The 25,137-nt window shown below is 61.2% G+C and carries 23 protein-coding genes and 1 pseudogene; 19 read left to right on the forward strand and 5 right to left on the reverse strand.

The genetic code is table 11. The features are described 5' to 3' along the window. The first annotated feature begins 7 nt into the window (after nucleotides 1–7). From ACYJ11_RS16125 to ACYJ11_RS16140, 4 genes are all read left to right on the forward strand, one after another. Nucleotides 8–1,657, forward strand: coding sequence for an ABC transporter ATP-binding protein (locus ACYJ11_RS16125; RefSeq protein WP_461648537.1), 1,650 nt, complete (start codon nucleotides 8–10; stop codon nucleotides 1,655–1,657). Continuing rightward, nucleotides 1,657–2,757 (forward strand): ABC transporter permease, encoded by a 1,101-nt coding sequence (locus ACYJ11_RS16130; protein WP_461648538.1) that lies wholly within the window; start codon nucleotides 1,657–1,659, stop codon nucleotides 2,755–2,757. The genes ACYJ11_RS16125 and ACYJ11_RS16130 overlap by 1 nt, the downstream gene beginning before the upstream one ends. Next, the gene (locus tag ACYJ11_RS16135; protein WP_461648539.1) at nucleotides 2,757–3,749 is read left to right on the forward strand and encodes an ABC transporter permease; all 993 of its coding nucleotides are present in this window, start codon (nucleotides 2,757–2,759) and stop codon (nucleotides 3,747–3,749) included. The genes ACYJ11_RS16130 and ACYJ11_RS16135 overlap by 1 nt, the downstream gene beginning before the upstream one ends. Nucleotides 3,750–3,848: 99 nt before the next feature. Continuing rightward, nucleotides 3,849–4,883 carry an LLM class flavin-dependent oxidoreductase gene (locus tag ACYJ11_RS16140; protein WP_461648540.1) on the forward strand — a complete coding sequence of 345 codons (1,035 nt, stop codon included), beginning with the start codon at nucleotides 3,849–3,851 and terminating at the stop codon, nucleotides 4,881–4,883. 16 nt (nucleotides 4,884–4,899) lie between these two features. Here ACYJ11_RS16140 and ACYJ11_RS16145 read toward each other — a convergent pair whose 3' ends face one another. The 3 genes from ACYJ11_RS16145 to ACYJ11_RS16155 all read right to left on the reverse strand — a co-directional run bounded on the left by ACYJ11_RS16145 (nucleotide 4,900) and on the right by ACYJ11_RS16155 (nucleotide 9,301). Further along, nucleotides 4,900–6,306, reverse strand: a complete 1,407-nt coding sequence (locus ACYJ11_RS16145) for a uracil-xanthine permease family protein (protein WP_461648541.1) — start codon at nucleotides 6,304–6,306, stop codon at nucleotides 4,900–4,902. 231 nt (nucleotides 6,307–6,537) lie between these two features. Next, a complete protein-coding gene (thrC, locus tag ACYJ11_RS16150) occupies nucleotides 6,538–7,797 on the reverse strand; it encodes a threonine synthase (protein ID WP_461648542.1) in 1,260 nt (419 codons plus the stop codon). Nucleotides 7,798–7,957: 160 nt separating this feature from the next. Next, complete coding sequence (locus tag ACYJ11_RS16155) at nucleotides 7,958–9,301, reverse strand: dihydroorotase (protein WP_461648543.1); 1,344 nt, start codon at nucleotides 9,299–9,301, stop codon at nucleotides 7,958–7,960. A 142-nt stretch (nucleotides 9,302–9,443) separates the two neighbouring features. Between ACYJ11_RS16155 and ACYJ11_RS16160 the strand changes: the two genes are divergently transcribed. From ACYJ11_RS16160 to ACYJ11_RS16170, 3 genes are all read left to right on the forward strand, one after another. Next, nucleotides 9,444–10,742: an amidohydrolase family protein gene (locus ACYJ11_RS16160; protein ID WP_461648544.1), complete on the forward strand. Its 1,299-nt coding sequence runs from the start codon at nucleotides 9,444–9,446 to the stop codon at nucleotides 10,740–10,742. Nucleotides 10,743–11,045: 303 nt separating this feature from the next. Then, nucleotides 11,046–11,972: a hypothetical protein gene (locus ACYJ11_RS16165; RefSeq protein WP_461648545.1), complete on the forward strand. Its 927-nt coding sequence runs from the start codon at nucleotides 11,046–11,048 to the stop codon at nucleotides 11,970–11,972. An 87-nt stretch (nucleotides 11,973–12,059) separates the two neighbouring features. Continuing rightward, a complete protein-coding gene (locus ACYJ11_RS16170) occupies nucleotides 12,060–12,908 on the forward strand; it encodes a hypothetical protein (protein ID WP_461648546.1) in 849 nt (282 codons plus the stop codon). A 215-nt stretch (nucleotides 12,909–13,123) separates the two neighbouring features. On the opposite strand, the gene ACYJ11_RS16175 is transcribed toward ACYJ11_RS16170, so the two are convergent. Then, nucleotides 13,124–13,894, reverse strand: coding sequence for a hypothetical protein (locus ACYJ11_RS16175; protein WP_461648547.1), 771 nt, complete (start codon nucleotides 13,892–13,894; stop codon nucleotides 13,124–13,126). 106 nt (nucleotides 13,895–14,000) lie between these two features. Here ACYJ11_RS16175 and ACYJ11_RS16180 point away from each other — a divergent pair, with 106 nt between their 5' ends. Further along, nucleotides 14,001–14,474, forward strand: a complete 474-nt coding sequence (locus ACYJ11_RS16180; RefSeq protein ID WP_461648548.1) for a hypothetical protein — start codon at nucleotides 14,001–14,003, stop codon at nucleotides 14,472–14,474. Nucleotides 14,475–14,534: 60 nt separating this feature from the next. Here ACYJ11_RS16180 and ACYJ11_RS16185 read toward each other — a convergent pair whose 3' ends face one another. After that, a complete protein-coding gene (locus ACYJ11_RS16185; protein WP_461648549.1) occupies nucleotides 14,535–16,370 on the reverse strand; it encodes a bacteriohemerythrin in 1,836 nt (611 codons plus the stop codon). Between the two features lie 102 nt (nucleotides 16,371–16,472). Here ACYJ11_RS16185 and ACYJ11_RS16190 point away from each other — a divergent pair, with 102 nt between their 5' ends. From ACYJ11_RS16190 to ACYJ11_RS16240, 11 genes and pseudogenes are all read left to right on the forward strand, one after another. After that, nucleotides 16,473–16,907 carry a pyridoxamine 5'-phosphate oxidase family protein gene (locus tag ACYJ11_RS16190; RefSeq protein ID WP_461648550.1) on the forward strand — a complete coding sequence of 145 codons (435 nt, stop codon included), beginning with the start codon at nucleotides 16,473–16,475 and terminating at the stop codon, nucleotides 16,905–16,907. Nucleotides 16,908–17,060: 153 nt separating this feature from the next. Further along, the gene (locus tag ACYJ11_RS16195; protein ID WP_229775319.1) at nucleotides 17,061–17,339 is read left to right on the forward strand and encodes an SHOCT domain-containing protein; all 279 of its coding nucleotides are present in this window, start codon (nucleotides 17,061–17,063) and stop codon (nucleotides 17,337–17,339) included. 142 nt (nucleotides 17,340–17,481) lie between these two features. Next, on the forward strand, nucleotides 17,482–18,099 hold the full coding sequence (locus ACYJ11_RS16200) for a class I SAM-dependent methyltransferase (protein ID WP_421642578.1): 618 nt from the start codon (nucleotides 17,482–17,484) through the stop codon (nucleotides 18,097–18,099). A 126-nt stretch (nucleotides 18,100–18,225) separates the two neighbouring features. Beyond that, nucleotides 18,226–18,495 (forward strand): DUF7571 family protein, encoded by a 270-nt coding sequence (locus tag ACYJ11_RS16205; protein ID WP_058991563.1) that lies wholly within the window; start codon nucleotides 18,226–18,228, stop codon nucleotides 18,493–18,495. A gap of 306 nt (nucleotides 18,496–18,801) precedes the next feature. Then, on the forward strand, nucleotides 18,802–19,791 hold the full coding sequence (locus ACYJ11_RS16210) for a DMT family transporter (RefSeq protein ID WP_461648551.1): 990 nt from the start codon (nucleotides 18,802–18,804) through the stop codon (nucleotides 19,789–19,791). 53 nt (nucleotides 19,792–19,844) lie between these two features. Then, nucleotides 19,845–21,305, forward strand: coding sequence for a carotenoid oxygenase family protein (locus ACYJ11_RS16215; protein ID WP_461648552.1), 1,461 nt, complete (start codon nucleotides 19,845–19,847; stop codon nucleotides 21,303–21,305). A gap of 117 nt (nucleotides 21,306–21,422) precedes the next feature. Continuing rightward, nucleotides 21,423–21,623: a DUF7557 family protein gene (locus ACYJ11_RS16220; protein WP_229775318.1), complete on the forward strand. Its 201-nt coding sequence runs from the start codon at nucleotides 21,423–21,425 to the stop codon at nucleotides 21,621–21,623. Continuing rightward, nucleotides 21,601–21,774: pseudogene (locus ACYJ11_RS16225) on the forward strand (type II toxin-antitoxin system VapC family toxin); the annotation flags it as partial. The gene ACYJ11_RS16220 and the pseudogene ACYJ11_RS16225, both read left to right, overlap by 23 nt. 231 nt (nucleotides 21,775–22,005) lie before the next feature. Then, nucleotides 22,006–22,986 carry an FAD-dependent oxidoreductase gene (locus ACYJ11_RS16230; protein WP_461648553.1) on the forward strand — a complete coding sequence of 327 codons (981 nt, stop codon included), beginning with the start codon at nucleotides 22,006–22,008 and terminating at the stop codon, nucleotides 22,984–22,986. Then, complete coding sequence (locus tag ACYJ11_RS16235; protein ID WP_461648554.1) at nucleotides 22,986–24,101, forward strand: FecCD family ABC transporter permease; 1,116 nt, start codon at nucleotides 22,986–22,988, stop codon at nucleotides 24,099–24,101. The genes ACYJ11_RS16230 and ACYJ11_RS16235 overlap by 1 nt, the downstream gene beginning before the upstream one ends. Continuing rightward, nucleotides 24,101–25,033 carry an ABC transporter ATP-binding protein gene (locus ACYJ11_RS16240; protein ID WP_461648555.1) on the forward strand — a complete coding sequence of 311 codons (933 nt, stop codon included), beginning with the start codon at nucleotides 24,101–24,103 and terminating at the stop codon, nucleotides 25,031–25,033. The genes ACYJ11_RS16235 and ACYJ11_RS16240 overlap by 1 nt, the downstream gene beginning before the upstream one ends. Nucleotides 25,034–25,137 lie beyond the last annotated feature (104 nt).

Here is a 25,137-nt window from a genome sequence, read left to right on the forward strand (position 1 = left end):
AGAGAGCATGTCCGAAGACACCACGCTCAGGATGGAGGGGATTCTGAAGGAGTTCCCCGGGGTCGTCGCCAACGACCACGTCGACCTCTCCGTCGAGCGCGGGGAAATACACGGCCTCCTCGGTGAAAACGGTGCGGGAAAAAGTACGCTGATGAAGATTCTGTACGGGCTCTACTCGCAGGACGACGGCGAGATCTATCTCGACGGCGAGCGACTCGACCTCGGGTCGCCACAGGACGCCATCGACGCCGGTATCGGGATGGTTCACCAGCACTTCATGCTGATACCGCGCCTGACCGTCGCGGAGAACGTTGTACTCGGCGAACGTGAACCGGCCACAGCGTTTCGCAGCGATGCGGCGGATAGCTGGCTTCCGGCGGCGGTCCGGAACAACAGCCTCGTCCAGTCGCTCGCCGGCCAGTTCTCGCTCGGTCTCGATGTGCCCGAACAGCGGATTCAGGATCTAGCGGACCAGTACGGATTCGACATCGACGTGAGCGCGAAGATCTGGGAGCTCGATGTCGGCCAGCAACAGCGCGTCGAGATACTCAAAGCGCTGTACCGGGATGTCGACCTCCTGATTCTCGACGAACCGACGGCGGTCCTCACACCGACGGAAGCCGAGCGGCTCTTCGACTCGCTCGAACGGCTGACAGACGAGGGGCTTTCGATAATTTTCATTACGCACAAGCTCACCGAGGTCGACGCTATCGTCGACCGGGTAACGGTACTCCGGGAGGGGCAAAACGTCGGCACCGCCGAGGTGTCGTCAGTCTCCCGGGCGGACCTCGCGGAGATGATGGTCGGCCGTGAGGTGCTGTTCGACATCGACAGAGAAGCGGTCGACCTTGGTGAGCCAGTCCTGCGCGCACGCGGAGTCGAGGCCACAGACAACCGAAATATCGAAGCCCTTTCGGGCATCGACCTGACGGTTCGGCAAGGCGAAATCGTCGGTATCGCGGGCGTAAGCGGCAACGGCCAGAAGGAACTCGCCGAGGTCATGGCCGGCATCCGAGACGTGACTGCCGGCGAGCTCGTCGTCAACGGCGAGGACATCACCGGCGCGAAACCGAAGACGTTTGTCGATAGCGGCGTCTCGTTCGTCCCCGAGGACCGGCTTCAGTACGGCTGTGCCGAGGACCTCTCGGTGATGCACAACGCCACGATGAAGGATTTCAGGGACGGCCGGTTCGGCGACCGACCGTTCCTTGACTACGGGGAACTCCGTGAATATGCAGAGACGCTGGTCGAGGAGTTCGATGTCCGCGGTGTCAGCGACGTGACCGAGACCAAGGCCGGCGACCTCTCCGGAGGGAACCTCCAGAAGCTCATTCTGGCGCGGGAAATCTACCGCAACCCGGACCTGCTCATCGCGAATCAACCGACCCGCGGTGTCGATGTCGGAGCGATCGAGTTCATCAGGGAGACGCTGCTCGAACAGCGGAAAGCGGGAACCGGCATAATCCTCCTCTCGGAAGACCTCGACGAGATATTCGACCTGAGCGACAGGATTCTCGTCGTGTACGAGGGCGAGTTCGTTTACGAGACGACACCGGCCGAAGCCGACCGGGAACGGATCGGGCTGGAGATGACTGGTGGTGGCGAGACGGCTGCATCGCCGGTCAAGTCTGGGGCCACCCAGGGGAGTGAGAGCTGATGAACGTCGCAGTAACCGTCGACGCACGCGAGGACAGTCCGGCCTGGCTGGCCTACGGGACGCCCGTGTTCACGGTTCTCGCTGCGCTGGCAGTGAGCGCCATCGCACTGGTCGTCCTCGACGTGAACCCTGTCGCGGCGTACAGGACGATGTTCGTCGAGACGCTCGTGACCGAGTTCGGTCTCAGCGAGACGCTGACGAAGGCGATCCCGCTGATTCTTACGGGCCTGGCAGTGTATCTCCCACTGAAAGCGGGCCTGTTCAACATCGGTGCCGAGGGGCAACTCGTTGCCGGCGCGCTCGCGGGGACGTGGATCGGGCTGAACGTCTCGCTGCCGGGGCTCGCACTGGTCCCGCTGATGTTCGTCGCCGCAGCCGTGGCCGGCGGTATCTGGGCTGGTATCCCGGCGTACCTGCGTGCGAAGTGGGACGTCAACGAGATCATCACGTCGCTCCTGCTGACGTTCGTCGCGCTCGAAATCCAGAGCTACTTGCTCCGCGGACCGATGCAGGGCGGAGCCGGAAACTTCCCGCAGTCGGACCGGTTCTCTGAGGCCGCGACGATTCCGGAACTGTTCGGCGGCGTCCACGCTGGGCTGCTCGCTGCCCTCTGCATGGTGATAGCGACGTACGTCCTGATGACGAAAACCCGGCTCGGGTTCGAAATCACGTTCGTCGGCTCGAACGACGAGGCCGCCCAGCAGGCGGGTATGAGCAAGTTCTACGTGTACCTCCTCGTGTTCGTGGTCGGGGGCGCGTTCGCGGCCATGGGCGGCATCAGCGAGATCGCTGGCGCGCAAGGTCGATACCGCGCGGGGTTCGAACCCGGATACGGCTTCACGGCCATTCCGATCGCATTACTTGGTCGCAACAGCGCGTTTAAAGTGATGCTCGCGGGCCTGTTCTTCGCCGTCCTGTTCGTCGGCGGATCGAGTATGGAAGTGGCGTTCGGCGTGCCCGCGGCGTTGGTCGAGATCATTCAGGCGCTGGTCATTCTCTTCCTGATTACGGCGGAGTTCTTCAAGAGCTACCGTGTCGGTATCGATCTAAAACGCGGGCCAGCGGAGACACCAGCCCAGCCACAGCGAGGTGACGACTGATGGTGAGCTTCATCGCCGGCCTGCTCGATGCGACCGTTCAGGCGGCGACGGTGCTACTCCTCGCTGGGATGGGTGAACTAATCAGCGAGCGGGCGGGCGTCCTCAACCTCGGCGTCGAGGGGATGATGCTCGTCGGCGCACTCGGCGGATTCATTACGACCGTCCTCACGGGGAGCCACTGGCTTGGATTCGGCGTCGGCATCCTCCTTGGAATGGTGCTGGCGCTGGTCCACGCCTTCCTCTGTATCACGCTGAAGTCGAACCAGGTCATCAGCGGCGTCATGCTGACGCTGCTTGGGACCGGACTCACGACGTTTTTCGGCTCCGGCTGGGTCGAAGAGTCGATCAGCGGCTTCCCGCAGATAACGTTCCCGCTCGTCGGCCAGTACCTCGTCGGGATCCCGGTCATCGGCGAGGCCCTCTTCCGGAGCACGGCGACGGACTACCTCGCGCTCGGCTTGCTGGTCGTGGTCTGGTACTTCCTGTACCACTCGAACCTCGGTCTGGAGATGATAGCCGTCGGTGAGGACCCTGAGATGGCGGACACGATGGGCGTGTCCGTGTTCAGACTGCGGTATCTTGCGGTGCTCATCGGCGGCGGGTTCGCTGGCGCGGCCGGGGCTCACCTCTCGCTGGCCTTCTCGCAACTCTGGGTCCCCGGCATGACTGCGGGCCGGGGCTGGATCGCCGTCGCACTGGTCATCTTCGCACAGTGGCGGCCCCGCCGGATGCTGGTTGGAGCCTACCTGTTCGGCCTGCTGGATGCGCTGCGCATTCGCTCGCAGTCCATCTCACTGACGCTGGGCCCGGATGCGCCTCTTGCTGGGGTTATCAACCCAATCGTCGAGTTCCTCATGACACCACAGATCATGGGGACGTACCCGTACTTGGCGACGATTATCGTGCTGGCGTACGCCGTCATCCGGACAAAGGGCGACCAGCTCGCGGTCCCCTCGGCGCTGTTGCAGTCCTACAGCCGGGAGACGGACTGAACCGTCCGCGCCGCGTGACAATACCGGCGGCCACACCTTCCACAGACCGTGTGTGTGGCCAAATCTATTTATCCGTATTCGGAGAACCCAACATGTCTCATGAGCGCCAATCAGGTCTTCGAGAGAGGCGACCGTGTCGGTATCTACTTACAGGACAAACACTCGCTGGAAGCGAACGTAGACCTCGTGCAGTACGCGGAGGAGCAGGGTATCGATGAGATCTGGCAGGCCGAATCGCGCCTCGCACGCGACGCCGTTTCCCCGCTCGGTGCGTACGCCGCAGTCACCGATGACATCAAACTCGGTACCGGCGTCATCAACAACTGGACGCGCAACGCGGCGCTGATAGCACAGTCGATGAGCACGCTGGAGGAACTCGCCGGGCCGGACCGAATCATGTGCGGCATCGGGGCCTGGTGGGACCCGCTGGCCGAGAAAGTCGGTATCGACCGCAGCGGCGCACTGCGGGCGATGCGTGAGTGCGTCGAAGTAACTCAGGATCTGCTGGACATGGAGAACGTCACCTACGACGGTGAGTTCGTCCAGATGCGGGACGTGGAACTGGACGTGGTCCACGGCGACGACGGGCCCCGAACCGTCCCGGTGTACGTCGGTGGGACCGGGTTCAAGATGCTGGAACTCACCGGCCACTTCGCCGACGGGGCGCTGCTGAACTACCTCGTCAGCCCGGAGTACAACGAGAAGGCCCTCGACGCACTGGCAACCGGTGCGGAGCGCGGTGATCGCTCGCTTGACGACATCGACCGGCCACAACTGGTCGTCTGCTCGATGGATCACGACGAAGAGAAGGCGCTGGACAACGCCCGCGAACTCATCACACAGTACCTCGGGCAACAGCCCCACATCATGAAAGCCAGCGGCGTCAGTCAGGACCTCATCGACGAGGTGGGCGAGACCATCGGCGGGTGGCCGGCCGACAAGGACGACATCAAGGAGGGGATGCATCTCATCCCGGACGACGTGGTTCACAAACTCACCGCCAGCGGCACGCCCGAACAGTGCCGCGAGAAGGTCCGAGAGTACGCAGAGACGGGCTGTCAGTGTCCGATCCTCTATCCGCTTGGCGACGACCGGCGGCTGATGATTGACGAGTTCGCGGACGGCTACCTGTAGTCTGTCGGCTCGACTCTCAATCGTCGTCGACCGGTGGCGCGCCTGCTCCGGATTCGGTCGGACTCGGTTCTAGCCCGGCGGTGTACTCGGTCGGTCCCGTTCCGACGCTCCCGCCGGGGAACACGACGTTGAGAACGAGGGCGGCCATCCCGCCGGTGACGAGTGCGGACCCGAACAGCGTCTGTACCTCGGACGGGAAGTTCTGGAGGATTTCGGGGCGGAACGCGACGCCGAGGCCGAGCGCCATCGACATCGCGAGGATGGTCGAATTGCGGTGGTCTAGTTCGACGTTTTGCGTGATGAGTCGTGCACCGGAGGAGAATATCATCGCGAACAGGATGAGCGCACCGCCGCCCAGCACGGCGTCAGGCATTGCTGAGACGACTGCCCCGACTTTCGGGACGAACCCGAGTGCGAGCAGCACAACGCCGCCGATGCCGGCGACGTAGCGACTGGCGACCCCGGTGAAGTTCACTAGACCGACGTTCTGCGAGAACGACGTGTTCGGGAGCGCGTTGAACACCGCGCCGAAGACGCTCATCACGCCGTCGGCGAGGAGACCGCCGCGGACTTCTTCGCGGGTAGCGTCCCGACCGGTTGCGGATACCGTCCCCGAGATATCCCCGATAGTCTCCATGCCAGTGATGATGTAGAGGAAGGCCACGGTGACGACGGCGCTTGGCTCGAAGGCGAGGCCGTATTTGAGCGGGACTGGGACCGTCACCCACCCGGCGGAGGCAACAGCCGAGAGGTCGACAACACCCAGCGCGAGTGCGGCGAGGTAGCCGACGATGATGCCCACGAACACGCTGATGACGCGGAGAAAGCCCTCGAAGAACTGGTTCAATCCGACAGTGACGACTAGAACGAGCCCGGCGAGGCCGAGGTTGACGAAGGAGCCGTATCCCTCCGCTGACGGGCCGGCCGAGGCCCCTGCGGCGTAGTTCATTCCCGTGGGGATGAGCGTCAGTCCGATGAGCATCACGACGATGCCGGTGACCAGTGGCGGGAAGAACCGCCGGAACCGGTCGAACGAAATCCCCATGACGATTTCGACCGGCGCAGCGAGCAGTGACGCGCCGAAGACGGCGGCGATACCGAACTGATTGCCGATGCCGATGAGTGGGCCGAGAAACGCGAAACTAGTCCCCATGACGACCGGGAGCCGCGCGCCGACGGGGCCGACCGGGTACGCCTGAACGATGGTCGCGACGCCGGCGACGATGAGTGCCATCTGGACGAGAAACGTCGTCTCTCCTGTGACCGAACCGATAGCCCCAGCGAGGATGAGCGGGGGCGCGACGTTGCCCAGAAACATCGCGAGGACGTGCTGGATGCCGAGTGGGATCGCTTTCCCCAGCGGCGGTTTGTCTTCGATGTCGTACAGTACGACTGACTGCTGTTCTGCCTCTGGACCGCTCATGGGAGGCCATCCATCCCCCTATCTTTTCAATCCACCTACTAGATTCCTTATACCAATATATGTGTTTAACTCTGTCCGAGATACCTATCCGTATGTCTCATTAAAATCTGATACTCGTTGGATGTGCGACCGGCTATGGTTTCAAACTGCAACAGCCTGACTCGACAGTGTGTCGAAACTGATCGCAAAAAGACAGTGTGCTGGCCCGTGTCGCGCAAATGTCCGATAGCGTCAGTCGTCGGCTGCGGCTTCCTCGGCCGTGCCGTACAGACCTTCGACCTCCGTGATTTCGGGGTCGATTCGATCCACTCCACCGGTCGCCCTCTCGGCGCTTTTCGTGTCCTTCAGGCCGAAGCCGGTAGACACTACGACGACGGTTTCGTCCTGCTCGATGATCCCCTGATCGAGCGCGGTCTGAACGCCGGCAATAGGTGCTGCTCCAGCCGGCTCGGAATAGATGCCCTCGGTGCCGCCAAGCAGCTTCTCGGCCTCCAGAATCTCGTCGTCGGAGACCAGCACGCTCGTCCCCCCGCTCTGTTCCAGCGCGCGGGAGGCTTTGATCGTGTTCCGCGGCCGACCGACCGCGATTGAGTCAGCCAGCGTTTCGGCGATATCGTCGATGTCTTTGTGATCGTGAAAGGCGTCGTGGATGGCCGACGCCCCCTCGGCCTGCACGCCGAGCATCTTCGGGTGGTCGTCGACGTAGCCGAGATCGTAAAACTCCTTGAACCCTTTCCAGGCCCCGGCGATAGTACAGCCATCACCCATCGAGAACACGACCCAGTCCGGGACGTGTCCGCGAGCGATAGACTGGTCGGCGAGTTCGTGGCCGACGGTGCGCTTGCCCTCGACCTGGAACGGATTGATCGCCGCGTTGCGGTTGTACCAGCCGTACTTTTCGGTGACTTCGACGCTGAGGTCGTAGGCTTCGTCGTAGCTGCCGTTGACAGCCAGAACGTCCGCACCGTAGACGAGCGGCTGTGCGAGCTTCCCCGTCGGGGCGTCGCCGGGGACGAAAATACGGCAGTCCATCCCCCCGCGGGCGGCATACCCTGACAGCGACGCGGCGGCGTTCCCGGTCGAGGCGCAGGTGATGATGTCGCGACCGGCGTGTCTGGCTTTCGTGACAGCGATAGCGCTGGCGCGGTCCTTGAAACAGCCGGTCGGATTACGTCCGTCGTCTTTGACCAGTGTCTCGACGCCCAGCGCGTCGCTGAGATTCGGCGCGTCGAAGAGGTCCGTCCCGCCCTCGTTGAGCGTCACGACATCAGCGTCCGTTGCGACTGGCAGGAACGCCTCGTATTTCCACTGACTCGCAATCGGTCCGCCGAGGTCGCCGTCGAACGCGTCGTCGATAGCGTCGTAGTCGTACGTTACTTCGAGAATTCCCTTCACGCCCTCGTGTTCGGGACAGGTGTAGATTATCTGTCTCGGGTCGTACTCCGCTCCACAGAGTGTGCACTCGAGGGTCGTCACTTGCGTCATGCCCATACTACATTCTGAGTACAACCGGGTATAAAACCGTACTGCGGCTTTAGCTCGATTGTGAGGTGACCCTCCTCTGTCGTGGCTGCCACACCTTCACACACAGACAGCACACGCCACACATCTATTTGTGGTTTAACTATCAGATCAACGGCTGTGAAAACTGCTACAGCGGGCGATCTAGGAACTGGCCACGGCCAGCCGCCGATTGGACCTCGTGATCCTTTGCGACAATCTCCCCGCCGGCAATGACCGTGTTCACGCGCGCGCTCCAGTCCTGTCCTTCGTATGGCGTCCAGCCACCGATGAACGTGTGGTCGTCGGCGGTGACCTCGTACTCCTCGGTCTGGACGAGCATCACGTCCGCATCCGTTCCGACCTGCAGCGACCCTTTCCGTGGATAGATTCCGGCGTTCCGTGCCGGAGCTGTACACACGAGTTCGCGGAGCCGCGGCCAGGATATCCGATCCTCGTGGACGCCCTCGCTGATGAGGAACTCGACCATCGTTTCGACGCCCGGGAGGCCGGCGTAGGGTTTCCAGATGTCCTCCCAGCCGGCTTCCCGTGTCTCACGGTAGGTTGGGAAGTGATCCGTGCCGATGAGGTCGATCGTCCCGTCCTGCACTGCATCCCAGAGCCGCTCCCGTTCAGCGTCCGATTTGAGGCTGGGATTGACTTTCAGGTACGGGCCCTTGTCGGCAACGTCACCCTTCGAGAAGGCCAGATACTGCGGACAGGTTTCGAGCGTGACCGGAACGTTGGCTCGTGACTTGAAGCGCCCGGCCTCGCGTGCGCCGCTCCCGCTAGAGATGTGGACGACGTGTAGCGGACAGTCGGCGTATTCCGCGAAGTAGCCCGCGCGGGATATCGCGTCAAGTTCGGCTTCGAGCGGTCGTGAGTCCATGTACACGTTGGGCTCGTCGCCGTCGATAGTCGACCGCGCGTCGTCAAGCAGTCCCTGAGTCTCGCAGTGAACGCGAACCGTCCCCCCGGCATTGCCGACACGCCGCATGAGCGCCGCGATCGATGCGTCACTCGCGAGGTACGGGTCTGCGGTAAATGTCTTGAAATCCGCTGTTCCGGCGTCCATGATGCCAGCTACGTCGATGTCGGGATCTTGAATATTACCTGCGACGAGGCCGAAATCGACGTGTGCGAGCGCCGAGCACGTCTCTGCTTTCTCCTGCAGTGCGTCGGGAGTTGTGACGGGCGTCTGCGTCGGTAGCTCGATGACCGTCGTCACCCCACCGGCGACCGCACTCGCGGTCTGGGACGCGAAATCGATCCCATCCGGAAACAGTTCGTCGTCGTGCATGTGGGTGTGTACGTCGATAGCGCCCGGGAGCGCGACCATACCGTCTGCGTCGATGACGGTGTCTGGGTCACTGGGGGCTGGGATCGAGGCTGCCGGACCAACGGCGTCTATTGCCCCGCCAGAAATCGCGATTTCACCGCGCTGGACACCCGATGCCATCACCACCTGTGTGTCTTTGATGTGAATATCTGTCATACCAGTACGGCCAGGGCGAACGACGAAAACAGTTGGTGTGTGAGACGCCACATCCGTCGCACACCGTGGTTGTGATAGAGTGGCTGGTAAGGCCGTTCTGGGGCGGAGTAGCTTTTAGTCGGTTGACGGTTTCCCCCAACCTGTGATACTGAATGCAGGGACGCTCATCACGATGGACGATGAGCGCACGGTCCGGTCGGAGGTACACGTCGTGGTCGAGGACGGTGAAATCGTCGCTATCGAGGACGGCTACGCGTCCGGTCCTGACGCGATCGACGCCACTGACGAAGTCGTCATCCCGGGACTGGTAAACTGCCACACCCACATGTACGCGCTCCCGATTCGCGGCGCGCCGCTCGCTGCGTCACCCGAGAGTTTCTACGAATCGCTCGTCGACATCTGGTGGAACGTCGACGAGGCGTTTACCGAGCGCGACGCTCGCCTGTCCGCGCTGGGGTCCTGCGCCGAAATGCTTCAGAGTGGCGTCACCACCTTCTGTGACAACTACTCCGGACCGAACACGCTGCCGGGCGGACTCGACGCCGTTGCCGAGGGGGTGGCACAGACGCCAATCCGTGGGATGATTACTTTCGAGACGACAGCCAGAAACTCCGAATCTCAGGCCAGAGACGGAATCGCTGAGAATCAGCGATTCATCGACGAAGCGGAAGACCGGTACGACACCGTATCCGGCCACTACTGCCTCCACACACTGTTTACCAACACCGAAGACATCGTCGAGGAGTGCGTCGACCGGGCTATCGACGACGACCGCCCGATCCAGATACACCTCGAAGAGGGACTGGTCGACGTGCACGAATCCATCGCCGACTACGGGAAACGACCGGTTCCAGCGCTCCAAGACATGGGCTTTTTCGACGCCGAGGTCATCGCAGCCCACTGCGTCCATTCCACTGAGTCCGAAATCGAAATCCTCGCAGATAACGATGTCAGCGTCGCCCACAACCCCTATTCAAACATCAACAACGCCGTCGGTATCGCCGATGTCGAAACGATGCAAGCCCACGAGATGACGATCGGACTCGGTGACGACGGATGGGACCCGGATATGTTCGAGACTATGCGCTCGGCCGTCGGTATCCACAAACTCAAGCAACGCAACCCCAGCGGCTTCGACATGGCGACTGCCCTCGAATGGGCGACAATCGGCAGTGCAGCGGTGCTGGGGATGGACGACGCTGTCGGCAGCATTGAGGTCGGCAAACGCGGTGATTTCGTCACGCTGGATCTGGGGCCGAATCCGGTGTTGGACGGGAGCGCGCCCTACTACGTCGTCAGCGCCGCAAGCCGTGCGGACGTAACCCGGACGATTATCGATGGGCAACCTGTGTACGACCAGAATTCGGGTGTCACCGGAGTTGACGATTCGGACATGACCGCTGTCGGCGATGCGAGTGCCGAACTTTGGGATCGGTTGTAGGTCAGTTTCCCACAGGTCTCCTCCTCATCCGTGGCAATGGGGCTGTACAAATAACACCCTAAGTGCGTAAATTTTCTTTGCCGGCAACCCCCCACTGCACCCTCTTCAGACAGGATCTAAAATTACGACCTAAGTGTGTATAATATTGGTTGAAATTCTGATATCGGCGGTAATGTACACATTCTGTACACACACTAATACGACTGCAGCGTAGCCGAGGGGCCAAATTTGTCTATCCCGTATCTTGTAGCAAATATTTCTGGTTCCCATATGTAATAGTGGGTCTGTGTTCGTGGGTGTGGTATGGTAGTTAGTGACGCCTTTGAGACGTTCACGCAGGTACTCGAATGCCTGGATTCGTCCGACACTGAGGTCAAATCGGTCTCAGTCAGGGGCCAGACGACCGCGGATAACGACGAAATCAGTGCCGACCTGACGCTCGCAACGCCGGTATTCGGTGGCGTATCGATACACGATGACGTCTCTGTTGGTGCTGAAGAGTTCGATGTGACTGATAAGCGGATTGAGATTGATGTGACGGTTACCGTCCCTGTCGGAACTGACATACCGGTACCATCAGACGATCAGGGGGACGCGTCCAATGAACTGGCAGAGAGCCTCTCGCAATCGGATTCCGTGCCAGCATACAAGGACCCCGAGGCACTTCAGGCGGCCTACGAGGCCTGCGATACGTTCCCGGAGATGACCGAAGCGCTTGACGCCGACGTAACCTCCGAAACTGTGCGTCGGTATATGGTGGAGTACGATATCCACGACCCGACTGACACGACGCCACAGGCAGGCGGACTCAGCCTTGCCGACGTGCAGACGGATTCCGAGACCGACACCGACGCAGGCTCCTCGGCCGAATCGGATTCTTCTGACGACAGGGCGGGTGACAACAGCCAACCCGACGAAGCGGACGGACTGGGGGCCAGATCTGTCGCTGACCTGCTCGCCGAGGCGGACTCGCAGGACAGCGACGACAATCTCGTTGCGGATGGACTCGGTATCTCTCAGGACGTGACTGTGGCCGACCTCGCACAAACTGTTACCCAGTCCACTTCTCTGGACGAGGTGACCCAGCGTCTCGATTTGAACCAGACACACGCCCGGAGGCTACTGTCGGAGTTAGATCTCCTCGACCTCGTCACCCATCGGCTGGCAGCCACCCAGATACGTGTCTCGAACGCGGAAATAAAGCGCCGTATTACTGCTGTCAGTCATTAAGTGCTCTCTACGTGGTGGTCGTGCGCGAAGACAATCCTTCATTATAAAAGGAAACTGTTTTTGTAGCCCGGTTTGAATGTGTGACAAATGGCAACTATACGCGTACGTGATTGGACGAAAGAACAGATAGAGAAAATACGTGATACGGAGTCTCACTCCTCGCACGATTCGGTTATTAAGTCGCTACTGAAAGACCGAAAGCTGGCCAAATACGCCGACGATGCCCCAGAGGCCATACCGGAGCCTGAATCCGACTCCCTGACGAACGATCCTGACACCCCGTTCGATGACCTGACTGTACTCGGCGAGCTGTCCGGTGCGGATAACGGGGTGTTGTTTCTCTGGTGTCCCAGTTGCGGGAACGAACTGGCCCACCTGACCGCTGATAACCCACTCGGCCTGTCCGTGTTCGAGATCGAATGCCAACGCTGTCTCACCCATCTCGACCGACACGCCATCGTTGCCATCGAAATCGGCTATCCGATCGAGCAGAAACTGGTCGAGGACTGTCTGCAAGACGACCTCAAGGAATGCGTCGTCGACTACTGGGACCGCACACTCGACGACGCTGCTGTGGGAGCACTTGACGACGATCTCGACCCAGCGCATCTCGTCTGGCAGTTCGACCAGTATCTCCGGCAGTTCTCGTGGGAGTGGCCTGCAGATGTCCCTGTTGTCGGCTTTGCCACGGGCGAAACCTATCGTAACACCACCACTGACCAGTACCTCGACGTTATCGAACCGGTCTCGGAGAACCGGAACGCGATGGATTCGTTCAAGATACGGCGGTACGCCGGCGACCCAGAGACTCACGACGGTGAGACGGAAATTCTCGACAGTACGACTGTCGTCGATCACATTGTTAACCGGCGACTGCTGATCGAAGCACGCACTGACTCGGCTTCACTGCCAGAGTCGACCGAACCAACGACGTGAGCAGTACAGCCAGTCCGTATAGTTCTCTACTCTCTCCCATCCGTAGCTCTTACCGGGTTTATAAATACATAATTGACTAAGATAGGGGCAATTATATTGTAATAGATGGGAAAATACGACAGGTATATATCTATGAGAAAATCTGGTAGCGGATATCCGACATCTGAACATATAATTCCCGTATCTTACTACACTGCAAAAATAGGCGCTACGTATTAGCTCGTCTCGGCTGTCGGACGAGAACATCGCAGGCAGACAACGCTCTCTGCGACCCAGTTCACATCTGCCGAGCCACAGTGCGGGCAGCGGTGGTGGTCGGTGTCGTACTCCGTCGTCCCGCGGGGAGTGGCGAGGAAGCCATCGTCGATCACCTGCTCGATGAGACTTGGGAACCGCTGGCGTTTGACGACGGCCCGCTGTGCGAGGAAGCTCCCGGGGTCGCCCGGGTCCGCGCCGTGGAGGTCTTCCCAGGGAATAGCGATTTCGCCGTTCGCGGGGCCACGGGCGACCTGCTGGAGAAGCGTCGCAGCAGCCTCGAACAGCGGCGTCGTCCCCCACGCCTGCGGGCTGTCAACGGCACTACCGGCGTCGTTGTATGCCGCCTCAGCCTCGCGGTACGCCGACTCGACTCCGTCGAGTCCCCCGACAGCTCGGAAGTCTGCAACGAATTCCTTGAGACAGGCGTGTTGAACTGGGTGTTCGAGCCCGTTGGTCAAATCCTTGGCCACGGCGACGCCCTCGACGCCGCGACGGGTAGCGCGCGTATCTTTTCCAGCGACGCGGTAACAGACCGCACTCGTCGCGAGGTACTGGAGCCCGTCACCGACCCAGCCCTTCTCGTCGGCCGCGAACGGCTCGATACCCTCTCGTGGGTCCGCAAGAACACGCCACCCTGCCCGCGTGTATTCGTCGCCTGCTCGCCGATACTCACGGTCAGCAATGGCGGCGATCGCCGCCGCTCGGTGTCCCGCATCCTGTGTGCGCATGCATTTTTTATGAAGTACGGCCTTACAGCCTTTCTCACCCAACAGATCGGTATCATTGTTGACTCGAACCGTCAGACAGAATACGGGTCCGCCCTCTCTGTGTTGCATGGAGTTGGTACCCCTCGTTACGGCGCTTACAGTGTCACTCCGGTTCGTTATCGGCGTGGCCGCCGGTGTCGTCGCGACGGCTGTGATGGACCTGGTGATGGCCAGACTACCGGAAGGCGAAACACCACCGTTCATTGCCTCCGGTGTATTGACCGGCAGTGCCCCGCAGAACGCCCCCGGACGGCTCGCGAGCGTGGTCCACTACATCGCCGGCTGGCTGACTGGCCCGCTGTTCGTCTGGGTACTTTTCACCAGCGAAGGGCTGCTGAGCGGGCCATCGATACTCGCGGCGGTCCTCGCTGCCGTTGTCCTGTACACGCTGATGATCGGTTTCTTCGTCTTCGTCGTGCTCCCGCGATCCCGACTGCCGTCGGCCCGGATTCCGGATATCCGACGTGACTGGGCTATCTCGGCAGCTGCGTATCTGCTCGTTCTCGTGCCGCTCGTGGCACTCGGGTTTCGGTTCGTCTGACTCGGCCTAGCCGCGATACCGTTTGATTACGCGACAATCGAGTCTGCTTACCGCCAGCGCTCACTCGGCGAGCGACAGTTTGCCGTCTGGGCCAACCTCACCGACTTCGCCGGTATGGTACCAGTCGTCCCGGAGCGTCTGTGTGCCAGTCCGCTCGTCGTTGAGGAACCCGCCAAGGACGGTCGGCCCGCGGACCAGTAGTTCCCTGTTTTCGGAGACGCCGATCTCAACACCTGGCATCGGGTCGCCGATGGACTCCTCGACGTAGGAATCCGCCGGGTTCAGTGCGCCGACACCGGTTGTTCCGACGGAGCCGTACAGCTCGCATACCGGAACGCCCAGCCCCCGGAAGAAATACAGCAGATGATCGTCGAGCTGTCCTGTCCCAGACAGCGCGTAAGTGAGGTTTGACAACCCCATTTCCTGCCGCAGCGGCTTGTACACGAGCCGATTGGCGGCTCTGTATTTCAGCGGCGTTCCCCGTCCCTCGACGATCCCCTCCCCGTAGGACGCCACCCGACCGCCAACCTTCCGTTTCATCCAGCCCATGTCGCCGAGACGGTCCTGGATCTCCCCGTAGAGCTGCTGGTACATCTTCGGGACACCGACGAGCACATCCGGCTCAACAGCCGCGAGTTGGTCGACGAACTCCTCGGCTCCGAGGTAGGCGACGGCGCTCCCGGTCGCCCAGAGATAGTACGTCGAGACGCGCTGATAGATATGCGCAAGCGGGAGCGAACACGTCCCGGTCGCCCCAGGGCCGGTGGGAAGTCCCTCCCGCAGGCTCTCTGCTGCCGCCAGCAGATTTCGGTGTGTCAGCGCACAGCCGGCCTTCTCTGCGGGGGAAGCCACGTCGAACGCGACTGTCGCTACCTCGTCACCGTCAGTCTGCAGGCCGGGGAGCACTCTGGCCTCAGCAGTCGGGAGGCCCTCGAAATCAAGCACGGTTTCGACGGCCATCGCGAGGTCTTCTGCTACGTCTCCCGCTGCCACGAGGCCGGTCGCGCCGGTCCGCTCGATAATCTGGGCTGCCCGGTCGTCGCTTGCAGACGGGTAAAGCGCGACCGGGACCAGTCCGGCGAAGTGACAGGCCAGGTCGAGGACGGACCACTCGTACTGGGACTGCGCCCTGATTGCTAGTCGGTCTCCGGGGCGCAGTTCCGTCGAGAGGAGCCCGCCCGCGACTGCCTTCGCTCGCTCTGCCAGTTCTTCGAAACTCCGTTCGACGAACTCGCCGTCATCCCGTACGAGCGCTGCGGTCCGCTCTCCGTGGTCCGAAACGATGTCCTCGAACCAGGCTGCTACTGACCCGTCCGGGACCGAAATCGAGCCGCCGTCGTAGATGTCGCTGTCGAGGCGCACGCCGGCGGCTTCGCTCTGGCGGTCAACTGGAACGGGGTCGTCCGAAGCCGTGCGGTCCTGATAAAGTTGCCCAGGTTCGTACTCGTAGTCGTCGCTGACCTCGGTCTGGAAGTAGTCCGCGTAATTCTGGTCTTCGTCGCCAGCGGCGATGTGTGCATCGAGCCAGTCCCGGGCAACTGTCAGGACCTCCATCGTGACGTACTCCCCGTTCTCGTGTTTCTCGCGGAGTTCTCGCACCTTGTCGGCGAACTCCTCGTGCATCTCACGGTGGTTGTAGAAACAGTCACTGCAGTCCATGGCGTAGCCACAGTTCTGCATGAACTCCTCTTCGTCACCGAAGTGGTACTCTGTGTAGCGTTCCAGTTCCCGGAGAATGTCGCCGACCTCCTCCTCGGAATGCCCCTCGTTCATCGCCGTATGGAGGTCGTTCAGTAGCCCGAACAGGCGCTTGTGCTGTTCGTCGAACCGCTCGATGTTTGTGCTGTACCGTTCGTCATCCCACTCGGCGAACTCCCCCGTCGAATCTGTGCCCATACCAGTTCTGTTACCCATTATTTGAAAAGTAACTCTCACGTTCTCACCGAGTGAAAATGCGGTCTGCTTCCCAAGTAGTTACCAGGTAACGTTGCATTCGGGATGCGAGAATTAAATGACGAAGCGGTCGTCGATGTCCTTACTGACAACGGAATCGGTGTGCTAGCGCTGTCCAGCCCGACAGGCGCGGCTCCATACCCATTCCCGGTCGCGTTCGGGTACGACCCGGCGACGGATAGTCTGGCGTTTCATCTCTCGGAGAGCGATGACAGTCAAAAACACCGCTATCTCACGGCGGACAGCACCGTCGGGTTCACGGTGTACGAGGAGACCGAACCGAAAACCGTCTGGCGAAGTGTGGTAGTCACGGGTGAGCTAGTAGAGGCGACCTACGACGAGGTAGAGCCAGCCCTTGCCTCGCTGGCCAGCAACACACAGTTCGCCCCCAACCCAGTCAGCTGGGACGACACATCGACCACGACACCGTACGAACTTCGAATCGACGACTGGGACGGACGTGAATTCCGAGTCGGATGAAACCGGTGCCACAAGCCACTCGCAGTGGCGTCCATCGAACCCCTTGTAGCGCTGTGTTCGCTGCTCTCCATCGTGGTTTGCGTTCTCAGTCTGCGGGAACCAGCGACCGTAATTATGCCGTGAGGGCCGTATCTACAAACAGAGGTGTCCCAGATGCTTTCGCCAACAACTGCGCTACTCCAGCACGGACCGATGGGGCCCCACGGTGGGGCAACGGGTATGGGCATGGCCCCCGGCGGCTGGTGGCTACTGCTCGTAGCGTTCACCATCGCTGTTGTGGCGGTCGGTGCTTTGCTGTACGTGCAGCTACAGGGCGAGGCGACCGCCGAGCCGGATTCGCTGGAGACGCTCAAACAACAGTACGCCTCGGGCGAGATCGACGAGACGGAGCTTGAAACGCGGGCTGACCGATTGCTCCAGTACGAGTCATAGCCCGACACTGGCAGTTCTATCCGCTGACAGTCTGAGAGGAGCGTCACCTGCAGAACTGTACACTGTGATTTCCCGCGTGCGCTCACCGATTGTCCGGCACGCACTTCGTGGTGCATTTATTCTGCAACGGTGTACGGTGGGTATGGACCCGGACGACGTTCGCGACGACTGGGCCTCCCGTTCCGGGAAGTTCTCGCCGGCGTACTACGCTGAGATCGGACCGAACGAGGTGAGCGAGACGCTGGCCAACGTGCTCGACCACTACGTCCACGACGATGCCCGGATCATCGAACTGGGCTGTGGCTCGGGCCGCCATCTGGCACACCTGCAGACTAACGGATACGGGAATCTCACTGGTATCGACATCAATGAGGAATCCTTCGACGTGATGGCCGAGCACTACCCGCGGCTCGCGGATTCGGGGACGTTCCACACCGGTGCCCTCGAAGACATCGTCACCGAGTTCGAAGACGACGCCTTCGATGTCGTCTACTCGGTCGAGACGCTCCAGCACATCCACCCCGATGACGCGTGGGTGTTCGAAGAGATTGCCCGTATCGCCAGCGACCTCCTCGTCATCGCTGAAAACGAGGGCAACAGCCCCGAACGCGGACGTGAAGACACAGACGTGAGTTACGTCAACGACGAGTTCCCGCTGTATCACCGCAACTGGAAGCAGGTGTTCTCGGAACTCGGGTTCGCGCAGCTAATCCGCGAACCCACGTCCCGGGACACCATTCGCGTGTTCCGCGCACCCTAGCCCACCACCTGTCTCTGTCACTTCTCGGTGGTGCCGTCATCGAACAGCTAGCCGTCGGTACATTCACAATCGATAACCGGGCAGCAACTATTTGTGTCACGGTATCATGGGTCAAGTTGGATCGCTATGCAACTGTGCCAAAACTGTCAGGCGGCTATCGACGAGTACATCTTGGACAAACAACTCGAACCCCTGCGAGACCTCACAGTCGACGACTTCAATCTCTGTGCGGACTGCGTGACAGTCGTCGCGGACGCCTGTGTGGAGTGTGACGGCGCGGTGTACGTTCCCCGGTCTGAAACTGCTGTCCCTGACTGCTGTCCGGCGTGCCGGTCCGAGCACATCGACGAAACCGGGACCGACCCGGGCTGGCATTTCGACACGATGTCGACCTGACTCGGGTCATACACTTGGATGCTGGCCGGGAGCAGTCGCCCAGGGCTGCCGACGTGGGCATCATTCTCGTTTTTGACGCTATTGGCAGTGAGCTGATAGACTGTTCGGCGACCGAATGAGAACTCCGTGGTATGTAGTCGAGGAGAACAATACGTCTTGGCACAAGTGGCATCGATAGCACCGCGGACACACACTCTTTTCAGGAATTTTTGAACGGCAGACGTGGCCGTAGAGGCCGTGCGTGTGCGTCACAGTGGCGATAGAAGCTTCATACTCCTCCAGCACATATAGTTGATCTCTACTGGAATGACACGCTCGACACGACATATTGGCTTGCTGTTTGCTGCGCTTGCACTCATCTGGGGACTTTCCTTTGTGGCGATCAAGACTGGTCTCGAAAGCGTCCCGCCGGTGCTGCTGGCAGCTGTCCGACACGATATTGCTGCAGTCGTCCTGCTTGGCTATGCCCTCTGGCGCGGCCGGTCACTGCGCCCACAGACCCGCGATGACTGGTCGCTGATTCTCATCGGCGGCACTGTCCTCATCGGCGCACACTTCGCGCTCCTGTTTCTCGGCCAGCAGTACGTCCCGAGTTCCTTCGGCGCAATCCTGCTCAGTCTCACGCCGGTTGTGACGCCGGCGTTCGCATCGACGCTGATACCGAGCTACAGGGCTCGACCGCACGAACTCATCGGCACTGTCTGTGGATTCATCGGCGTGGTTATCATCGCGAACCCCACACCGGGAGCAGTCGGCGGCCGACTGCTCGGCGTCGCCCTGCTCATCAGTTCGGCTGTCGCCTTCGCCGTCGGTGCAGTTCTGACCGAACGCTACACCAGTTCGCTTCCACTCGTGAGCCTGCAGGCCTGGATGACGCTGCTCGGTGCGGGCATCCTGCACGCCGTCAGTGCAGGGCTGCCCTCGGAGCAGCTCGGAACCGTCACGGTTGGTCTCGAACAGATCGCGGCAATCGCGTATCTCGGTATCGTCGCCAGCGCAATCGGGTTCCTCCTCTACTTCCGCCTGATCAGCACGGTCGGGGCCGCTGAAACCAGCCTGGTTTCCTACGTGGTTCCGGCAGTGACGGCTATCAGCGGCTGGCTCCTGCTCGGGGAGACACTCGGTCCAGTGACCGTCGCCGGCTTCGCTGTCATCGTGGTCGGCTTCGCGTGGGTGAAAGCCGACGTGCTCCGGTCGCTACGCCGCCGCCGGACAAACTCGCCGTCGTACCGACCGTACGGGCCACAGGACGACTGCGTCGTCGTCAGCGGGAACGCGTACACGACTCGGGAGTGATACCCTGATATCATGGGCGTCAGGGCTTAGCCCCTGTCACCCATTGTAACGGTATGTCTTCTCACCCCGGGTTCCACTCGCTCCACGACGAGACGGCGGCATCCATCTCCGTGACCGGTGACCTCCCGGACTGGCTCCGTGGCAGTCTCATCCGGAACGGACCCGGCGCGTTCTCCCTTCCGAACGGTAGCAGTGTCGACCACTGGTTCGACGGCTTCGCGATGCTGTACCGGTTCACTTTCGACCCCGACAGTGACGCCGTACACTATCGGAACCGCTTCCTCAGGACGGACGCGTATGAGGCGGCGACGGGCGGTGAGTTCGAGGGGGGCTTCGCGACCGGCGAGACGACGCTTCGCTCGCGGCTGGCGACGTTTCTGACTGACCCCTACGACAACACGAACATCACCGCCGAACGGTTCGGTGGCGAGTACCTCGCCCTGACCGAATCGCCCCGGAAGGTGCGTTTCGACCCGAACACACTCGAAACGACAGGCCACCTCGAACACGACGACGATGTGCCGACAGGGCAACTCTCCTGTGCCCACCTCAAACGCGACCCGACGAGTGGCGTCCTCGTAAACGTCGACACGGCGTTCGGACGGACCAGCCAGTACCACGTCAGTGCTATGTCGCCCGATGGGACCCGGCGACACGTCGGGAGCGTCGACACCGACCAGCCGGCGTACATGCACAGTTTCGCGCTGACGCCCCGGTACGTCGTCTTGACCGAGTTCCCGCTTCGACTCGACCCGCGACGGTTTCTCAAACCCGGGCGACAGGCACCCTTCATCGAGCAGTTCGAGTGGGAACCAGACCGCGGGACCCGAATCATCGTCATGGACCGCACTACTGGAACCGTCGTCGCTGAACCGGTTATCGACGCCGTGTTCGGCTTCCACCACGTCAACGCGTTCGAACGAGCCGGCGGCAGGGAACTGGTGTTCGACCTCGAAACAGTACCAGACGCGACGACCATCGACTCGCTGTATCTGGACAACCTCCGTGCAGGCGAGATGGGCGCTATCGTCGGCCGCATTGAGCGGTTCACCCTTGACCTCGGTACCGAGAGCGGTGTAACTCGCTACGGCGATGCCGATGTGACGGTCTCACGCGAGATGCTGTACCCTGACGGCAGCGCGCTCCCGACTGTCTCACCGGCTCGGTGGTGTCGCCCGCACCGCTACGTCTACGCGATGGGGATGGACACACCAGTCACCGAGTGGGCCCGTCGCGTTCTGAAACTCGACACGGACACGGGTGCTGTCGAGACATTCGACGATGGCGGGGACTACTTCGGTGAGCCGGTGTTTGTCCCCGCACCCGACGGCGACGCCGAAGACGACGGCGTGGTGGTAGTCGTCGCGCTGGACGCGGACGACGACCGGTCCCGGCTACTCGTCCTCGACGGTCAGACGTTCGAGGAGCGCGCCAGCGCATCGCTCCCCCACGCAGCTCCGTTCGATTTCCACGGTCGATACTTCCCCGAGCTTCGAGCGGCGGCCGGTAACTGAGTCTGTGGGCGTTTAGTTCTGCCCTCGCTGCGGATCGCCGTTCGAGAAATAACCCTATTCGTGGGCAGGAACGGGCAGTGCAAACCCTGATGTCCGAGAAATTCATTAGAAATTCATATGAGTCGAACGTCCATTCCCATCGACACTGATACGAAAGACAGACTGGACGAAGCGAAACGAGATGACGAAACGTGGGACGAGTTCTTACTCCGAATCGTTGCATCGACTGGCGACGGGATGTCTCCGGGGACACTGTCAGATGAAGAAGCCGAGGAAGCAATGGAGATTGTACGGGAAGGCCGCTCGTCTCCAAGATGAACTTCTGACAGATGGAGAGCGACTGGCAACAGCCATTATGCTCATCGCGGCCACCGCTCGCTCAACAGGTGACGAACTTGTTGTCGCGGATAGCGACTTTGAGACTGCCATTCTTCAGACTGTGATGGATGTCACGAATCTTCGTAACTGAGCCGTCGGAACGCTTCTCAATACGCGTCTTCACTTTCCAAACTCGCCCGAGCAATCGGTGCCGTTCTGACAGAAATAACGAACCACTTACATGATGTTCGGTCTGCCTAAACTTCGAAAACGCTTTATCCATTTAGGCTGGCCTAAATAGTATGTTGAACGACTCGATGGACACCACTGAACCGTCACACCTGCTGTCGGTGCCACGGACACTGAACGGAGCGTCGTGAGTATGGTGGCAGTGGGGAACCGAACGGGGACGACGTTCGACCGTGATGTCATCATCGTTGGCGGCGGTCCGGCCGGTTGTGCGGCGGGTGTGTTCACGGCCAGAGCGGACCTCGATACGGCCATCTACGACCGCGGCCGCTCGTCGCTCAAACGCTGTGCCTACCTCGAAAACTACCTCGGTTTCCCGGCCGGTATCGACATTGAGACGCTGTACGACCGCATTCAGGACCACGCCGAAACCGCCGGCTGTACCATCGTCTCCGAGCTGGTCGACTCGCTCGACAGAACCGATGATGGGGAGGGGTTTGTCGTCGAGACGCAGGATGGGGAGACGGCCACAACTCGCCGCGTTATCGCCGCGACCCGCTACGACGGCGAGTATATGCGGGGTCTGGACGACGATGCGGCGATGTTCGAGACGGACGAACACGACGGCGAGGAACGCGAAACCTTCGACCGCGGGTATGCCGACGCGGACGGAACAACACCGGTTCCGGGTCTCTACGTTGCGTCACCGTCCGAAGCGGCGGATATGCAAGCGATTATTGCGGCCGGCCGGGGCGCACGAGTCGCACGTCGGGTGATTGCGGACGCGAGAATTGACGACGGGTGGTGGGAGGCTGTCGCTGACGGCGTGGACTGGGTCCGTCGCGAAGCCGAGCTAGACGATGAATGGACTGAACGAGCAACCTGGGTCGAATATTTCGACGACCGGTACGCTGAGGACGCGCCCGTCGAGCCGGACTCGGATCGGTTCCAGCGGGTCCGTGAGGCGGTCATCGACGAACGGCGCTCGTCGTATCTCACGTCCGACGAGATAGCTGATCGAACAGAAACAGGGCAAGAAGCACTGGCAGGCTATCTGGACCCCGCGGCGGTCGTTTCGGGGCTCGATCAGACCGCTGTTCTCGATGCGATGGATGACAAAACGATCCGGAACTACCTCGGCACGAGCGACGGATGCGCGGAGGTGAGCGAGTAATGGCCAGCGAGACACGCGGAGCCACCGATGCATGGTCGCAAGCCAGAGCCTGGCTCGACACTCTCGACGGGTCCCTGTTCGGGTTGTGTGTTGCGAGCGTTGCCGTCGCCTTCGGGGCTGGTCTGCTTCAGGTGAGCTTCGGAGCGTACTCGATGACGATCCTCGAGGCGTGGCAGGCCGTGTTCGACCCGAAAGTGTGGTTCAGTGTGCAGGCATGGCAGTCGTTTTTCTTCGGGACCGAACTCCCTGAACTACCGAAACGGACGCTCATCGTCTGGAACATCCGGATGCCGCGGGTAATCGTCGCCGTACTTGCGGGGATATGTCTCGCCGTCTCCGGGGCGATATTCCAGGCTGTGACGCGAAACGAACTGGCGAGTCCGTTCGTGCTGGGCGTGAGCTCCGGGGCGGGACTGGCCGTACTGCTGACTCTCGTTCTGTTCAGCAGTCTCGCCCCGTTCCTCCCGCTGTTTGCTGCGGTCGGTGGCTCCATCGCCTTCTTACTCGTGTACATGATCGCGTGGAAGGGAGGCACGAGTCCGGTTAGACTGGTCCTGGCCGGTGTCATCGTCAACATGGTGTTTACTTCCCTCCAACGGGGACTGTTCTTCTTCGCCGACGATCTCGGCGTTGTCCAGTCAGCACTGGCCTGGATTACCGGGTCGCTCACGGGCGTCGGCTGGGAGGAGTTCCGCATCGCTATCATCCCGACGCTTGCGGCGACGCTACTCGCGCTGGCCGGTGCACGACAACTGAACCTCCTCCTGCTCGGCGAAGAGACCGCGAGCTCGCTCGGGATGAGCGTCGAGCGGGTCCGGTTCATGCTGTCCGCGGTCGCCATTTTGGCGGCCAGCACGGCGATCTCCGTTGCGGGGATCATCGGGTTCTTCGGCCTCGTAGTTCCACACATCGTTCGCCTCATCGTCGGGAGCGACTACCGCCGACTCCTCATCGGCTGCGTGTTCGTCGGTCCGGCGCTGATGGTCGTCGCGGACGTTGGTGCACGGCTGGCCCTGAATCCCGCGCAGGTTCCGGTCGGCGTCGTCACCGGCGTCGTCGGTGGCCCGTACTTCCTCTACCTGATGCGGCGACAGGAACAGATGGGTGAGATCTAATGTCACAGAACAACACTAACTCGGATGGTATCGCTACGGCCAACGACACCGCTGCTGGGTCCCAGTCCGGTCGCCGGGACCGGCCGCTGGTCGGCGACGATGTGGTGCTTTCGTACTCGGGGACGGATGACCCGGTCATCGACGGTGAATCGATCACCGCCGAACCCGGGGCCGTGACTGCACTCATCGGCCCGAACGGGTCGGGCAAGAGCACGCTGCTGAAAGGCCTCGCCAATCAGCTCGAACCGGACGCGGGATCGGTACTGTTGGACGGGCAAGACATCCAGACGATGGAGACCAAAGCGATCGCTCGAAAGCTCGGCCTGCTCTCTCAGGAAAGTACGTCGCCAAACAGCATCTCGGTCGAGGATCTGGTGTATCACGGTCGGTACCCACACCGGGGGTTCTTCGACAGCGTCACCGAGGAAGACGAGGCAGCCGTCGAACGGGCGATTGACTTGGCCGGCTGTGGACACATCCGTGAACGTGAGGTCGGTAGCCTCAGTGGCGGCCAGAAACAGCTCGTCTGGATCGCTATGGTTCTCGCACAGGACACCGACGTGCTGTTGCTCGATGAACCGACGACGTTCCTTGACCTGCACCACCAGCTTGAGGTGATGGAAATAATCGAAACGCTCCGCGATGAGAGCGAGATTACCATCGTGGTCGTCCTGCACGACATCGAGCAGGCGGCTCGCCTCGCCGACCGGATGGTCGCCCTCAAAGACGGCGAGATACAGGCTCGGGGACCACCCGAAGCTGTCGTGACGGAGCAACTCCTCGCGGACGTTTTCGAAATCGAGGCGGAGGTCTCGGCCACGCCACACGGACCGCGTGTGAACCCAATCCGTGCCCGCCACGATGGCGATGAACACACTACTGGTGACGATACTGCCGAACCGGACCGCGCCGAGGAAGTCGTGGCCGAATAGGGGCCGTAAGACCACCGCGAAATCGCGCTCTGCCCCACGAACTCTTGATACAGACGCCCGATTCAGCGCTTGATACTGGCTTGTTCCGGGTCAGTGAACCGGAA

The organism is Haloarcula sp. H-GB5, assembly GCF_054850705.1.

What these genes read in the sequence shown, in the direction of transcription:
- ACYJ11_RS16170 (WP_461648546.1), top strand. Translation starts at nt 12,060, where the DNA reads ATGGCAACTATACGCGTACGTGATTGGACGAAAGAACAGATAGAGAAA.
- ACYJ11_RS16205 (WP_058991563.1), top strand. Translation starts at nt 18,226, where the DNA reads ATGCAACTGTGCCAAAACTGTCAGGCGGCTATCGACGAGTACATCTTG.
- ACYJ11_RS16175 (WP_461648547.1), bottom strand. Translation starts at nt 13,894, where the DNA reads ATGCGCACACAGGATGCGGGACACCGAGCGGCGGCGATCGCCGCCATT.
- ACYJ11_RS16145 (WP_461648541.1), bottom strand. Translation starts at nt 6,306, where the DNA reads ATGAGCGGTCCAGAGGCAGAACAGCAGTCAGTCGTACTGTACGACATC.
- ACYJ11_RS16155 (WP_461648543.1), bottom strand. Translation starts at nt 9,301, where the DNA reads ATGACAGATATTCACATCAAAGACACACAGGTGGTGATGGCATCGGGT.
- ACYJ11_RS16240 (WP_461648555.1), top strand. Translation starts at nt 24,101, where the DNA reads ATGTCACAGAACAACACTAACTCGGATGGTATCGCTACGGCCAACGAC.
- ACYJ11_RS16130 (WP_461648538.1), top strand. Translation starts at nt 1,657, where the DNA reads ATGAACGTCGCAGTAACCGTCGACGCACGCGAGGACAGTCCGGCCTGG.
- ACYJ11_RS16185 (WP_461648549.1), bottom strand. Translation starts at nt 16,370, where the DNA reads ATGGGCACAGATTCGACGGGGGAGTTCGCCGAGTGGGATGACGAACGG.
- ACYJ11_RS16215 (WP_461648552.1), top strand. Translation starts at nt 19,845, where the DNA reads ATGTCTTCTCACCCCGGGTTCCACTCGCTCCACGACGAGACGGCGGCA.
- ACYJ11_RS16180 (WP_461648548.1), top strand. Translation starts at nt 14,001, where the DNA reads ATGGAGTTGGTACCCCTCGTTACGGCGCTTACAGTGTCACTCCGGTTC.
- ACYJ11_RS16235 (WP_461648554.1), top strand. Translation starts at nt 22,986, where the DNA reads ATGGCCAGCGAGACACGCGGAGCCACCGATGCATGGTCGCAAGCCAGA.
- ACYJ11_RS16190 (WP_461648550.1), top strand. Translation starts at nt 16,473, where the DNA reads ATGCGAGAATTAAATGACGAAGCGGTCGTCGATGTCCTTACTGACAAC.
- ACYJ11_RS16210 (WP_461648551.1), top strand. Translation starts at nt 18,802, where the DNA reads ATGACACGCTCGACACGACATATTGGCTTGCTGTTTGCTGCGCTTGCA.
- ACYJ11_RS16230 (WP_461648553.1), top strand. Translation starts at nt 22,006, where the DNA reads ATGGTGGCAGTGGGGAACCGAACGGGGACGACGTTCGACCGTGATGTC.
- ACYJ11_RS16140 (WP_461648540.1), top strand. Translation starts at nt 3,849, where the DNA reads ATGAGCGCCAATCAGGTCTTCGAGAGAGGCGACCGTGTCGGTATCTAC.
- ACYJ11_RS16195 (WP_229775319.1), top strand. Translation starts at nt 17,061, where the DNA reads ATGCTTTCGCCAACAACTGCGCTACTCCAGCACGGACCGATGGGGCCC.
- ACYJ11_RS16220 (WP_229775318.1), top strand. Translation starts at nt 21,423, where the DNA reads ATGAGTCGAACGTCCATTCCCATCGACACTGATACGAAAGACAGACTG.
- ACYJ11_RS16125 (WP_461648537.1), top strand. Translation starts at nt 8, where the DNA reads ATGTCCGAAGACACCACGCTCAGGATGGAGGGGATTCTGAAGGAGTTC.
- ACYJ11_RS16165 (WP_461648545.1), top strand. Translation starts at nt 11,046, where the DNA reads ATGGTAGTTAGTGACGCCTTTGAGACGTTCACGCAGGTACTCGAATGC.
- thrC (WP_461648542.1), bottom strand. Translation starts at nt 7,797, where the DNA reads ATGGGCATGACGCAAGTGACGACCCTCGAGTGCACACTCTGTGGAGCG.
- ACYJ11_RS16200 (WP_421642578.1), top strand. Translation starts at nt 17,482, where the DNA reads ATGGACCCGGACGACGTTCGCGACGACTGGGCCTCCCGTTCCGGGAAG.
- ACYJ11_RS16135 (WP_461648539.1), top strand. Translation starts at nt 2,757, where the DNA reads ATGGTGAGCTTCATCGCCGGCCTGCTCGATGCGACCGTTCAGGCGGCG.